The 12,680-nt window shown below is 71.9% G+C and carries 11 protein-coding genes; 2 read left to right on the top strand and 9 right to left on the bottom strand.

The annotated features are described in order from the left end of the window. Nucleotides 1–44: 44 nt before the first annotated feature. From ACFUJR_RS00905 to ACFUJR_RS00875, 7 genes are all read right to left on the bottom strand, one after another. Complete coding sequence (locus ACFUJR_RS00905) at nt 45–377, bottom strand: TcmI family type II polyketide cyclase (RefSeq protein WP_383176542.1); 333 nt, start codon at nt 375–377, stop codon at nt 45–47. Nucleotides 378–426: 49 nt separating this feature from the next. Next, entirely contained in the window at nt 427–906 is a 480-nt protein-coding gene (locus ACFUJR_RS00900; RefSeq protein WP_352186793.1) for an SRPBCC family protein, read from the bottom strand. A gap of 1 nt (nt 907) precedes the next feature. Beyond that, entirely contained in the window at nt 908–1,168 is a 261-nt protein-coding gene (locus ACFUJR_RS00895; protein WP_352186794.1) for an acyl carrier protein, read from the bottom strand. 23 nt (nt 1,169–1,191) lie between these two features. Continuing rightward, nucleotides 1,192–2,439, bottom strand: coding sequence for a ketosynthase chain-length factor (locus tag ACFUJR_RS00890; RefSeq protein WP_383176538.1), 1,248 nt, complete (start codon nt 2,437–2,439; stop codon nt 1,192–1,194). Continuing rightward, on the bottom strand, nt 2,436–3,704 hold the full coding sequence (locus ACFUJR_RS00885) for a beta-ketoacyl-[acyl-carrier-protein] synthase family protein (protein ID WP_383176535.1): 1,269 nt from the start codon (nt 3,702–3,704) through the stop codon (nt 2,436–2,438). The genes ACFUJR_RS00890 and ACFUJR_RS00885 overlap by 4 nt, the downstream gene beginning before the upstream one ends. After that, nucleotides 3,701–4,171, bottom strand: a complete 471-nt coding sequence (locus ACFUJR_RS00880; protein WP_383176532.1) for a cupin domain-containing protein — start codon at nt 4,169–4,171, stop codon at nt 3,701–3,703. Before ACFUJR_RS00880 ends, ACFUJR_RS00885 begins: the two co-directional genes overlap by 4 nt. Nucleotides 4,172–4,239: 68 nt before the next feature. Next, nucleotides 4,240–5,364, bottom strand: coding sequence for a SchA/CurD-like domain-containing protein (locus ACFUJR_RS00875; protein ID WP_383176529.1), 1,125 nt, complete (start codon nt 5,362–5,364; stop codon nt 4,240–4,242). Between the two features lie 236 nt (nt 5,365–5,600). Between ACFUJR_RS00875 and ACFUJR_RS00870 the strand changes: the two genes are divergently transcribed. Continuing rightward, the gene (locus tag ACFUJR_RS00870) at nt 5,601–7,271 is read left to right on the top strand and encodes an FAD-dependent oxidoreductase (RefSeq protein WP_383176526.1); all 1,671 of its coding nucleotides are present in this window, start codon (nt 5,601–5,603) and stop codon (nt 7,269–7,271) included. Between the two features lie 76 nt (nt 7,272–7,347). On the opposite strand, the gene ACFUJR_RS00865 is transcribed toward ACFUJR_RS00870, so the two are convergent. Together ACFUJR_RS00865 and ACFUJR_RS00860 are read right to left on the bottom strand one after the other, a co-directional pair. After that, the gene (locus ACFUJR_RS00865) at nt 7,348–8,463 is read right to left on the bottom strand and encodes a glutamate--cysteine ligase (RefSeq protein ID WP_383176523.1); all 1,116 of its coding nucleotides are present in this window, start codon (nt 8,461–8,463) and stop codon (nt 7,348–7,350) included. Nucleotides 8,464–8,606: 143 nt separating this feature from the next. Then, the gene (locus tag ACFUJR_RS00860; RefSeq protein WP_383176521.1) at nt 8,607–10,844 is read right to left on the bottom strand and encodes a catalase; all 2,238 of its coding nucleotides are present in this window, start codon (nt 10,842–10,844) and stop codon (nt 8,607–8,609) included. Between the two features lie 269 nt (nt 10,845–11,113). Here ACFUJR_RS00860 and ACFUJR_RS00855 point away from each other — a divergent pair, with 269 nt between their 5' ends. Further along, the gene (locus ACFUJR_RS00855) at nt 11,114–12,655 is read left to right on the top strand and encodes an FAD-dependent oxidoreductase (protein ID WP_383176518.1); all 1,542 of its coding nucleotides are present in this window, start codon (nt 11,114–11,116) and stop codon (nt 12,653–12,655) included. Nucleotides 12,656–12,680 lie beyond the last annotated feature (25 nt).

Here is a 12,680-nt window from a genome sequence, read left to right as displayed (position 1 = left end):
CGGGGCGGGTGGCCTCGGGTTTCACTGTCGTGAGCGCTCGGGGTTCAGGAACCCGGGTCCCGCTCCCAGCGGTAGAAGCACTGCGCCATGGCGTCCTTGGGGCTGCGCCATGTCGCCGGGTCGTACGCGCTGACGTACGCCGACAGCTTCTCGCTGGCGTCCCGGAACTCGGGATGCCCCGCGAGCTTCGCGATGGCCGGCGCCGGGTCCTGCTCGGACTCGATGAGGTGCAGATACACGTCGCCGAACTGGAAGAGGCGACGCCGGTTGACGCCGACCAGGTGCGGGAGTTCGCCGCGGTCCGAGGCGGCGAACACGTCGGCGATCGCCGGCGCCGAACCTGGCGCCATGCGGGCGACGATCAAGGCGTGGTGCATCGAGCGTCCTTCCTGGGTGTGCGATGTACGGGAGCCCGGTGTACGGGTGTCAGCCGGGCAGGACCGAGGCGCTCCGGCGGTCGCGGGCGACCTGCTCGATGCGGTCCCGGATCAGGGACATCTGGGTACGCGAGTTGCGGTTGATGTTGTCCGTCATCCAGTCGTCGTCGACGGGAGCCTCGGGCTTCATCGCGAAGTCCTGCACCCAGCGCATGTGGACGCCGGCCGGCGTCTCCTCGTACTCCCACCGGATGTCCATGTGGGCGAAGGGGCCGGTCTCGACGCGGCGGGCGCGGACGGTCCGCTTCGGACGGTCGACGGTGCGCTCCGAGACCCAGCTCCAGACCTTCCCGTTGTCGTCCGGGTGCATGGTCAGGCGGAAGGTCGTGGAGTCGCCCTCCCGCGAGAGCACCTCGACGGAGGCGTACTCGCTGAAGAGGTTCGGCCAGTTCTCGATGTCGTTGGTGATGTCCCACACGAGGTCGAGCGGAGCGTCGATGGTGATGCTGTTGTCGGTGTGTCCGGACACGTCAGACTCCCGTCTTGAGGGTGGTGTTGACCAGGTCGACGAACTCGGCGGGCGTCTTGCAGCGCTCCGCGTCGGTGGGCAGCGCCACGCTGTAGCGGTTCTCCAGCTCACCGACGATGCCGAGCAGGCCGAGCGAGTCGAGGCCGATGGTGTTGAAGGGCGCGTCCGGCGCCTTCGCGAGTTCCTTGGGGTCGACCGTGACTCCGGCGGCCTGCTTCATCAGCGTGGCGAGGTCGTCGAAGGTCAGTGCGGTGGTGATCATGTGTGTTCTCCTTCCCGCCCGTCCTACCGGGCGGAGTCGCCGCCGCGGCGCACGACCAGCGCCGCGTTGGATCCCATGAGTCCCCTGCTGAGGACGAGGGCCGTGCGCAGCTCGGCGGGGCGAGCGCGGGACATCACCAGATCGAGGTCGTGGCAGATGTCGAACACGTTGGGGGTGGGGGGCACCACGCCGTGCTCCATGGCGAGGACCGCGGCCGCGATGTCCAGGACGGGTGCCCCGCAGTACGCGCGGCCGATCCCGGTCTTGGGCGCCGTGACCGGTACGCGGCCGCCGTGCGGCCCCAGGGCGTCGGCGATCGCCAGCGCCTCGGCGCGGTCGGCCTCCGGGACGCCCAGGGCGTCGGCGAACACGACGTCGATCTCCTCGGGGGCGCAGGCGGCCTCGTCGAGGGCGCCCCGGATCGCAACGGCGAGCCCCTCCCGGGATGCCTCCCAGCGGGAGGCGCCGGTGAACGTGGCGGCGTGCCCGGCCACGACGGCCCGGACGGCGGTTCCCCGGTCGCGGGCGCGCGCCTCGTCCTCGACGACGAGCATGGCGCCGCCCTCCGCCGGGACGAAGCCGCAGGCTCCGGCGGTGAAGGGGCGGTAGGCACGGTCCGGCTCCTCGACGGTGCTGAGCTCCGGATAGCCGAGCTGGCACACCATCGAGTACGGGGCGAGGGGCGCCTCGGCGGCGCCGACGATCACCGCGCCGGTGCCGCGCCGTACGGCCCGGGCGGCGTGCGCGACGGCGTCCAGGCCGCCGGCCTCGTCGCTCGCGACCACTCCGCAGGGGCCCTTGAAGCCGCTCCGGATGGAGATCTGGCCGGTGCTCGCCGCGTAGAACCAGGCGATGGACTGGTAGGGGCCGACGAACTTGGACCCCTGTCCCCAGAGCTTCTGCAGCTCCCGCTGGCCGAACTCGCCGCCTCCGGACCCCGCGGCGGTCACCACGCCGATGGAGAAGGGCTCCTGCGGGTCGTCGCGGGCGAGACCGGCGTCGTCGAGGGCCAGGGAGGCCGCTGCCATCGCGTAATGGCTGAAGCGGTCCGTCTGGACGATGAACCGCTCCTCGATCAGGGTCGAGGCGTCGAAGCCCCGTACCTCGCCCGCGACCTTCAGCGGGAGCCGGTCGCATCCCTCACGGGTGATCAGGTCCAGGACGCCGAGGCCTTCCCGGACGGACTTCCAGTACGCGTCCGCGTGCTGTCCGTTGGGGGCGATCACACCGATACCGGTGATGACGGCCCGCTGAGGGCGCTCAGTGCTCATCGTGACCTCCCACCCGGCCCGGTCAGCAGGACCGCGGACTGGAAGCCGCCGAATCCGCTGCCGACGGAGAGGACGTTCCTCAGCTTCCGCGGGCGGGCGGTGCGCGGCACGTAGTCCAGGTCGCACTCGGGGTCGGGGGTCTCGTAGTTCGCTGTCGGAGGCACCACCTGGTGCTTCAGCGCGAGGACGCAGGCGACGACCTCGATCGCGCCGATCGCGCCGAGCGAGTGCCCCACCATGGACTTGATGGAGCTCATGGGCGTGTCGTAGGCGTGCGCGCCCAGGGACCGCTTCACGGCGGCGGTCTCGTGCCGGTCGTTCTGCCGGGTGCCCGAGCCGTGCGCGTTGACGTAGTCGATCAGGGTGGGGTCGAGACGGGCCTGGTCGAGCGTGTTGTCGATCGCCCGGGCCATCTCGAGCCCCTCACTGGTCAGACCTGTCATGTGGTACGCGTTGCCGTACGTGGCGTAGCCGCTGATCTCGCAGTACACGTGCGCACCGCGGGCTCTGGCGTGCTCGTACTCCTCGAGGACGAGGACCGCCGCGCCTTCGCCCATGACGAACCCGTTGCGGTGGTCGTCGAAGGGCCGGGAGGCGTGCTCGGGGTCGTCGTTGTCGGGTGACGTCGCCTTGATGGCGTCGAAGCAGGCCATGGTGATCGGCGATATCGGCGAGTCGGACGCCCCGGCGATGCAGACGTCCGCCCGGCCTTCCTCGATGGTGTGGAAGGCGTAGCCGACGGCGTCCAGGCCGGAGGTGCAGCCCGTGGAGACGGTCTGCACCGGGCCGCGGGCGCCGAACCGCTCGGCGACGACGGAGGCGAGCGTGCTCGGCGAGAACGCCATGTGCAGCTTGGGGTCGGCCGCGCGGTGGTCGACGTCCCACCGGCGGCCGCCCTCGCTGACGAGGACGTAGTCGTGTTCGAGCCGGGTGGTGCCGCCGACCGCGCTGCCCAGGGAGACGGCGACGCGCCAGGGGTCTTCCGTGCCGGTGTCGAGTCCGGAGTCGCGTACGGCTTCTCCGGCGGCGACGACGGCGAACTGGATGTACCGGTCCGCGTGTCGGCTCAGATCCGGGTCCAGTCCGTGCGCCATCGGGTCGAAGTCGCACTCGGCGGCTATACGGGAGCGCAGGCCGGCCGGATCGAACAGGGTGATGCCGCGGGTCGCGGTACGGCCGTTGGAGAGGAGGTCCCAGAACGCCTTCGCTCCGGTGCCGCCCGGAGCGACCACACCGATACCGGTGACGGCCACTCGCCGGGTCACTCGATGGCCCCGCTTCGCTCGGACACCTGGGCCGGGTCGTGCACGGTCAGGTGCGGACCGGCCGCGGCGAGCTCGCCCTCCTCGGTGACCTCCGTGTCGACGTGGCCGAGGCTGGGACGCGGGGCGAGCGGGCCGAGGTGGAAGACCATGCGGGCCTCCACGTCGCCGACGTTGCGGAAGCGGTGCCGCATGTCGATGGGGATCAGGAGCCCCTGGTCCGGCTGGAGCCCGTACGTCTCGCCGTCCAGGTCCACTTCCAGAGCGCCCGAGACGACGTACACGAACTCCTCGGAGTACGGGTGGTAGTGCTCCCCGATGCGCTCGCCGGGCTGCACGATGGCCAGGCCCATGAAGCCGCTGGTGGAGCCCACCGTGGCCGGCGTGAGCATGGCCCGCAGGTCACCTCCGCGCCTGCGGTTGGGTTCCGTGTCGCTCAGGGTCACGATGCGTGGACGCTGCTTGAGCATGGTTCTGATACCTCCGAGTGTGGCAGTGACGTGCGGGGGACGGCCGCGGCCGGGGCCACGGCCGTACGTCAGGAGTCCGCCGAGCTGCGGTCGGTGACGGGCAGCATGTCGGCGTGCGACAGGAGCCGGTTGATGTTGCGCTCCGAGTCCAGGGAGCCCTCGACGCCAATCGCGGCGCCGTCGAGGAGACGCTCGAGTACCGCCGCCTTGCGGGGGCCCTTGAGGCCCAGGGAGGCGACGGGGTCGACGTCCAGGTCGCCGGTGATGTCGATGAGACGCACCACGATGTCGTCGCGCTGGAAGACCGTGCTGCCCCACACCGGGCTGTCGGGGTCGTCCGCCGCGGCCTGGTCCTGCTGTGCCAGCAGCCGGGCCAGGTCCATGCCGCGGCCTTCCTTCGCCGGGTAGTACAGCGCGTGGCGCCGCAGCCCGTCGGGAGCCGGCCGCCCGGCCACCACGTGGTGGACGGCAGGCAGGGCCGCCCGGGTGAAGAAGACGCGTGCCGATTCGGGGTCGGTCAGGTCCCGGTCCTGCTCCAGGTACGGGTTGATGGCCTCCTCGACCGCGCGTACCTCGGGCTGACGGGCGACGTGGCGCAGGGCCGCGAGCAGGTCGCCCTCCACTTCCACGGCTCGCACGACGCGGTTGCCGTGCATGAAGAGCGAGGTGCGGCGCAGCCGGGTGTTCTCGTCGACCTGGGCCTTGGGCGACTGGTAGCCGGCCAGGAGTTCCGCCACCTTCGACTCGGATCCCGGCTTGACGGTGAAGGTGAGGGCGTGGCGTGCGACGCCGTCGCCGACACGGGCCGCGACCTCCTCGCGCCCCGCCGCCGGGTCCTGGGCGAGCGGCTGTCGGGGGCCGGTCTCGCGGACGATGCTGTAGCGCATCGAGCGGGTGTCACGGACGCAGCTGTGCATCGGCCTGACGGTCTCGACGTGCTCCTCGCTGTTCACCCAGGCGAGGAAGGGCGGAGCGCTCTCCCACTCGCTGGTGATGAGCCACTGCGAGGGGTTCTCGATGGACTGGCAGAGCTGGTCGCTGATGTGTCCGGGGACGGAGGCGACCTGCCTGCGCATCAGCTCGTACGCGTCGAGGAACTGCTGCTGGGCACCTTCGTACAGATCGAGGAGCAGAATCACGCGCAGCCTGGAGCCGTCGAAAGCGGACTGGGATATGCGTCCCGAGTTGGTCATCCGACGCACCTCTTCTCTCTTCACGGAAGGGTCGGGAGGGACCGCCGTGCCCGATGAAGGCGCCGGGGTCGTCATGTGCCGATCGTCGGCGGGCTCCCCGTTCGACGCGACCCCCACGGGGCGGACGAGTGAACCCTGCGTCAATCGGGTGCTCCGAGCGCGCGCAACGCTCCCGGGAGGGCATGAATCTGCATCCCACCCCTGACTCGCGTCGCAGGTGACGCTGGAGGCATTCAATGAACCGATCCGAAGACGCCGGCGAGGTCGTTCACCGCACGCCCGTCCTCATCGTCGGCGGCTCTCTGGTGGGCTTGTCCACGTCGCTCTTCCTGGGGCGGCTCGGTGTGCCGCACACCCTCGTCGAGCGCCACGCGGCGACCTCGATCCATCCACGGGGGCGCGGCAACAACGTGCGCACGATGGAGCTGTTCCGGGGAGCCGGTGTGGAGCCGCAGATCCAGGCGGCCGCGTCCGTCCTGGGGCGGAACAACGGCATCCTGCAGACGCCGAGTCTGGTCGGTGACGTCGGCGAATGGCTGTTCAAGGAGATCGACCCGGGCGGCGGGCTCGCCCGCTTCAGCCCGGCCGGCTGGTGCCTGTGCAGCCAGAACGATCTCGAACCGGTGCTCCTGGAGCGCGCACGTCAGCTGGGCGGGGATCTGCGGTTCTCCTCGGAGCTGATGTCGTTCGAGCAGGACTCCGAGGGGGTGACCGCGCGGGTGAAGGGCCGCGAGTCGGGCGAGCACGTCACGATCAGGGCGGACTACCTGGTCGCGGCGGACGGCCCGCGCAGCCCTGTGCGCGAACAGCTCGGCATCGGGCAGACGGGCCCGGGCGACCTGTTCCACAACGTGAGCGTCATGTTCGTCTCGCGCGGCCTCGCCGGCATCGTCGGTGACCGGCGCTTCGTCGTCTGCTACCTGACGAACCCGGAGGCCGACGGGGCGCTTCTGCCGGTCGACAACCGGGATCACTGGGTGTTCCACGCGCCCTGGCACCCCGAACGCGGGGAGACGCTGGAGGAGTTCACGGACGAGCGGTGCGCGGAGCACATCCGGCGTGCCGTGGGTGTGCCGGATCTCGATGTGGAGATCAAGGGCCGCGCGCCCTGGCACGCCGCGCAGAGGGTGGCGCAGCGGTACGCGGACGGGCGGGTGTTCCTCGTCGGCGACGCCGCCCACGAGATGCCGCCCACCGGGGCGTTCGGTTCCAACACCGGTATCCAGGACGGGCACAACCTGGCGTGGAAGCTGGCGGCCGTGCTGGGCGGCTGGGCCGGTCCCGGTCTGCTGGCGTCGTACGACGCGGAGCGCCGGCCCGTCGCGGAGGCGACGAGTTCCCGTGCCTCGGCGCGTTCGGCGGAGCACAGCCACCCCGGGTACGCCCCCGATCCGGGCGCCGGTGCCGGCGGTGCCGGCGGTCCCGGCGGGCGGAAGGGCGGGATCCTCAACGTGGCGCTGGGCTACCGCTACCCGCGGGGGGCGGTGCTCGGTGCCGACGCGACGGTGCCGGTCGTGCCCGACGGCGTGCGCCTGACGGGCGAGCCCGGGAGCCGGGCGCCCCACATGTGGCTGAACCGCGCGGGTGCCCGGGTCTCCACCCTGGATCTGTACGAGCGGTCCCTGGTGCTCCTGAGTTCCGGGGACGGCACCGGGGCGTGGCACGCTGCGGCGGTCCGGGTGGCGGAGAAGCTGTCGGTGCCCCTCGACTCGTACCGGATCGGCGACGGTCCGGAACCGGAGCTGGCGCCCGAGAGCCTGGACTGGGCGGAGGTCCACGGTGTCACGGCGGACGGCGCGGTGCTGGTCCGCCCGGACGGGTTCGTCGCATGGCGCTCCGAGGAGGCGTCGGCCGATCCGGAAGCGGAGTTGCGGGAGGTGGTCGCGGCTGTCCTCGACCTGGGCTGACCGTTCCGCACGCACACGTCGGCCGGCGCTCCGAGGAGTGCCGGCCGACGGTGTGCTGGGCGCGGGAGCCGCCAGGTCAGCCCTCGGTCGTCAGCCGTGCGCACCGGGTCACCACCCGGGCGAGGCTGCCTTCGCTCTCGAGGAGCCGCCGCTGGACGCGCGCGCCGTTCCCGCGTTCGTGGAGGTGGGCGATCCCCTGGCGGACCCGCTCGTCGTCGCCGTGGTCCACCAGCGCTTGCCGCACGTACCGGTGGAGGACGTCGACGGCATGGGCGGACGACGTCTCCCGCATCGTCCCCGGGTGCAGCAGCGGCCCTTCCAGGCCCGAGCGGCCGGCACGCCAGGACGCGAGCCGCAACAGGCTCGTGCCGACTCTGGCCGGCGGCTCACCGTCCTGCCACGCCCGTGCCGCGGTCTCCACCAGAGCGCGGATGAGCGCGGCCAGGAGCACGGGGGTCTCCGCGTCCAGGCACACGTCCGCGACCCGGACCTCCACCGTCGGATAGGTGGCCGACAGGCGGGCGTCGAAGTAGATCATGCCCGCGTCCCGCAGCACCCCGGTTTCGATCATGGCGCCTACCTGCTCGTGGTACTGGTCAGCCGAGCCGAACACCTCCGTCGGGCCCGCGGAGGGCCAGCGGTTCCACACCCGGCTTCGGTAGCTGCCGTACCCGCTGTCCTCGCCATGCCAGAACGGCGAGTTCGCGCTCATCGCGAGAAGGACGGCCAGCCAGGGGCGGATGCGGTCCAGGACGGCGACGCCCTCCTCGTCGGAGTCGACGGAGACGTGGACGTGCGTACCGCACGTCAGCTGCTCCTGGGCGGTGATCCCGAACTGCTCCCCCAGCCATTGGTACCTCTTGTCCGCGCTCAGCGAGGGCCGCACGGGCAGTGGCGAGGTCGCGAGGGCCGCCACCAGGGCGCCGGAGTGCGCCGCGTGGCGGGCGGCCTCGCCGCGGATGCGGGTGATCTCGTCCTGGAGCTCCCCCATCTCCGTGACCGGCTTGGTGGCGAACTCCAGCTGCTCCTCCTGGAGTTCGCCCTCGAACTCGTGGGACTTCCCGCCGTCCCCGTCCGGCCGCCGCCACGCGTCACGGTCGGCGGCCGCCAGTACCGCCCCCGAGACGGCGCGTGGGGCTCCGCTGCGCGCGTCGACCAGCATGAGCTCCTCTTCCACACCTACGCTGCGCATGCCTCCACCTAGAAAGTCACCCGGCCGGTACGCCCCTGCGTCTGCCCTCCCGTCCTTCGAACATGCCGGTCGCCGCTCCCGGGCGCCTTCCGCGGCCGAGGAGAGAGCGCGGTGCTCGCGCGCGAGAGCGCGGTGCTCGCGCGTCAGGCAGCGGGCGGGAACCTGTCCCAGGCCCTGTGCTCCGCCAGCGACGCGATGGCCGCTGCCACGGCCGCCGTACCGCTCTCCTCCGTGATGACGCCGGGCCCCCCGGATTCGATTCCGGCGGCTTCGAGGACGGTCCGGGCGTCGTTCCATCCTCCGACGGCCTTGCCGTGCCGGTACGCCTCGGTGAGCAGCAGCAGGACGCGCGGGTCGAGCTCCCGCCGTCCGGGCGTCCCGGCCTTCGCGTCGCGGGCGCCATGGGCGTCGGAGGCGGGTGCGGGCGCGCCGGCGAACAGCAGGGCGTCGAACTCGACGGAACGGGCCGTGGCGAAGCTCCGCCGGATCGTGATCGGGTCGCCGTCCGCGTCGAGCGCGCCGCCGGCCGGGGCGATGACCAGGGGCACCATGCCTCCCTCCAGGACGGCCTGCCGGGCGGCGCGCACCCCGTCGAGGTCGGCCGCCTCGTCCGCGACGATCCCGACGACACGGCCCTCCGTGGGCCACGTCCCGCCCAGCTGGGAGAGGGCCGGACTGGCTTCCGGCGCCGCGAGGGGGACGGTGGCCTCCGGCGCGGGCAGGCCGAGGCCCGCGGCGACCTGCTCGCACAGCTGCGGGTCGATGTTGGCCAGCACCTGGAGCGTGCGCTCCTTGACCGCCTGCTCGAAGCACTTGCTCAGCTCGAAGGTGTAGGCGGCGATGATGTGTTCACGCTCCGGCGGGGTCATGCTGAGCCAGAAGAGCCGGGGCTGCGTGAAGTGGTCCGAGAACGAGGCGGGCGCCTCACGGACCTTGCTCGCCTCCGGCACCGTGACGGGCGTCTCGACGAAGGCGCCCGTGTCGGTGCCGGCGAGGAAGGGGCAGCCGCCGTCCAGGCTGTTGGGACGGTACGGGGCGACGCCCGTGTGCACCGCGGTCTGGTGCATGCCGTCGCGGAGCATGTCGTTGACGGGCGCGTGCGGCCGGTTGATCGGGATCTGGCCGAAGTTCGGGCCGCCCAGCCGGCTGATCTGGGTGTCGAGGTAGGAGAAGAGCCGGCCCGCGAGCAGCGGGTCGTCCGTGACGTCGATGCCCGGGACCAGGTGGCCGGGGTGGAAGGCGACCTGCTCGGTCTCGGCGAAGTAGTTCCTCGTGTTGGCGTTCAGCGTCATCAGGCCGACGGGCTGTACGGGGGCCAGCTCCTCCGGCACGATCTTGGTGGGGTCGAGGAGGTCGATTCCCTCGAACGTCTGGTCGGGGGTGTCGGGGAAGACCTGGATGCCGAGTTCCCACTGGGGGAAGGCTCCCGACTCGATGGCGTCGAAGAGGTCCCGCCGGTGGAAGTCCGGGTCCATGCCGTTGATCAGCTGGGCCTCCTCCCAGACGAGGGAGTGCACGCCCAGCTTCGGCTTCCAGTGGAACTTCACCAGCACGGTCTCCCCGGCCGAGTCGGCCAGCCGGAAGGTGTGGACCCCGAATCCCTCCATCATCCGGTAGGAGCGGGGGATGCCACGGTCGGACATGTTCCAGAGGGTGTGGTGGGTGGCCTCGGTGTGCAGCGAGACGAAGTCCCAGAACGTGTCATGGGCGCTCTGCGCCTGCGGGATCTCGCGGTCGGGGTGCGGCTTGCCCGCGTGGATGACGTCGGGGAACTTGATCGCGTCCTGGATGAAGAAGACCGGGATGTTGTTGCCGACCAGGTCGAAGGTCCCCTCCTCGGTGTAGAACTTCGTCGCGAACCCCCGGGTGTCGCGCACCGTGTCGGCCGAGCCCCGGGAGCCGAGGACGGTGGAGAAGCGTACGAAGACGGGAGTCTCCACGTCCTTGGCCAGGAAGGCGGCCCTGCACACCCCGCCCGCGCTGCCGTAGCCCAGGAAGACGCCGTGCGCGGCGGCGCCACGGGCGTGCACCACCCGCTCCGGGATCCGCTCGTGGTCGAAGTGCGTGATCTTCTCGCGCAGATGGTGGTCCTGGAGGAGAACGGGACCACGGGCTCCGGCCTTCAGCGAGTGGTCGGTCTCGTACAGCCGGGCGCCCTGCGCGGTCGTCAGACGCGCACCGCTCTGCGCCATGCGCGTCTGTTCCGCCCCGGTCGCCTGACCGGTCGGGCTCACGGTCTCCGGACCGGTCTGGTCCGGCTTCGGGGGAAGCGGCCCCGTCGGCCGCGTGGGCTCGGCCACGTCGGGGGAGACCGGGCCGGGCTTCCCCGGCACGTAGCCGTCGTCCGGGGTCGCGTTCGTACCGGCGGGCTCGGTGGTCATCGTCACTCCCAGGGTGGTTCGGCGGACGTATCAGCCATGGCCGGGACACCTCTCCGGCCAAACGGGACGGGAACGGGTCTCACTCGTACCGGCGGAGATTCGCGCCGGATGCCCGACCTCCCCGCCCTCCGCGGCGCCTGCCCCCGCACGGTGCGGCCGAACCGGTGTGAAGCGGGATGCCCATCCGGCGATCGCGGGTGACGCCGCCCGCGGCCGGCCGCGCCCGCGGACCGCGCATCGTGCCCGGCTTTCAGGGCAGTCGCGGGGGTATGAACGGCATCACCACCCCCGGCTCCTACTGGACGCAGACGGCTCACCTCCCCTCGTTCGACCCCCTGGGGGCCGCCGCGGAGGTGGACGCGGCCGTCGTCGGAGGCGGCATCGCAGGGCTCAGTGCGGCCTGGGAACTCGCCGGAGCGGGCCTGAGCGTCATCGTGCTGGAGGCCGGTCGCCTCGCGGGAGGCGTGACGGGCCACACCACGGGCAAGGTCACCGCCCTGCACACCGCCGTCTACGACACGCTGCGCACCAAGCACGGCGAGGAGGCCGCCCGCCTGTACGCGACTTCCCAGAGCGCCGCGATGCGCCGCGTCGTCGAGGTGGCCGGGGAGCTCGGCGTCGACTGCTCGCTCGAACGCCGCCCCGCCGTCACCTACTGCGAAGAGCCCGACGGTGTCGAGGCGCTGCGCGCCGAGGCCGAAGCCGCCCGGGCCGCGGGGCTCGACGCCTCCTTCGTCACCGAGACCGGTCTGCCGTATCCGGTCGCAGGCGCCGTCCGGGTCGAGAACCAGGTGCAGTTCCACCCCGTCGCCTACCTGCGGGGCCTGGTCGACGGTCTCCTTTCGCGCGGCGTCCGGCTGTACGAGAGCACACGCGTCACGGGCGTGGACGGGGGCGAGCCGTGCCGGGTCACCACCGCCTCCGGCGTCAGTGTCCCGGCCCGTCACGTGGTCGTGGCCACCCACCATCCGCTCTTCGACCACGCCGTGCTGGCCACCCGGCTCACCCAGCACCGCGACCTGGTCGTCGCCGGGCCCCTGCCCGGCGACCGGGACCCGGGCGGCATGTACATCACCGAGGAGGGCGGCAAGAGGTCCGTCCGGACGGCGCCGCTCGCGGACGGCGGCCGGCTTCTGATCGTCACCGGGGAGGCGTTCACGCCGGGGAGCGGTGAGGACACCGAAGCCGGTTACGCCCGGCTGGACTCCTGGACCGAGGAGCGCTTCCCGGGCGTCTCGATCACGCACCGGTGGGCGGCGCAGGACAACAGCTCCACCGACATCCTCCCCCTCATCGGGCGTCTGCCCACCGCCGGGAGGAACGTCTACGTGGCGACGGGGTTCGCCGGGTGGGGGATGACGGGCGGCGTCCTCGCCGGACGGCTCGTCACCTCCCTCGTCACAGGTGGTCAAGAGCCGTGGGCCGCGCTGTACGACCCCGCCCGGGTCGGTCCGGCCCTCCGCTCCGCGCCCGCCTTCCTGAAGGCGCAGTGGGACACCGGAATGCATTTCGTGAAGGATCGCCTGGAGGCCCTGGGCGACGGCACGAACGGGCCCGTCGACGAACTGCGTCCCGGCGAGGGCACCGTCGTGCGGGCCGGGGGGAGGGCGTGTGCCGTTCACCGCGACGACCGGGGACGACTGCACGCCGTGTCCGCCGTCTGCACCCACATGGGCTGCCTCGTCGCCTTCAACAACGCGGAGCGGACCTGGGAGTGCCCCTGCCACGGTTCCCGGTTCGGCGTCGACGGCGAGATCCTGCAGGGGCCCGCGCTGAAGCCGCTGGAACGTCGGGATCCTGAAGACCTCTGACGGAAGACCTCTGACGGATCTCGGC

It is taken from the genome of Streptomyces sp. NPDC057271 (assembly GCF_042668715.1).
GTDB lineage: Bacteria > Actinomycetota > Actinomycetes > Streptomycetales > Streptomycetaceae > Streptomyces.
This window is presented reverse-complemented; position numbering and strand designations above follow the sequence as displayed.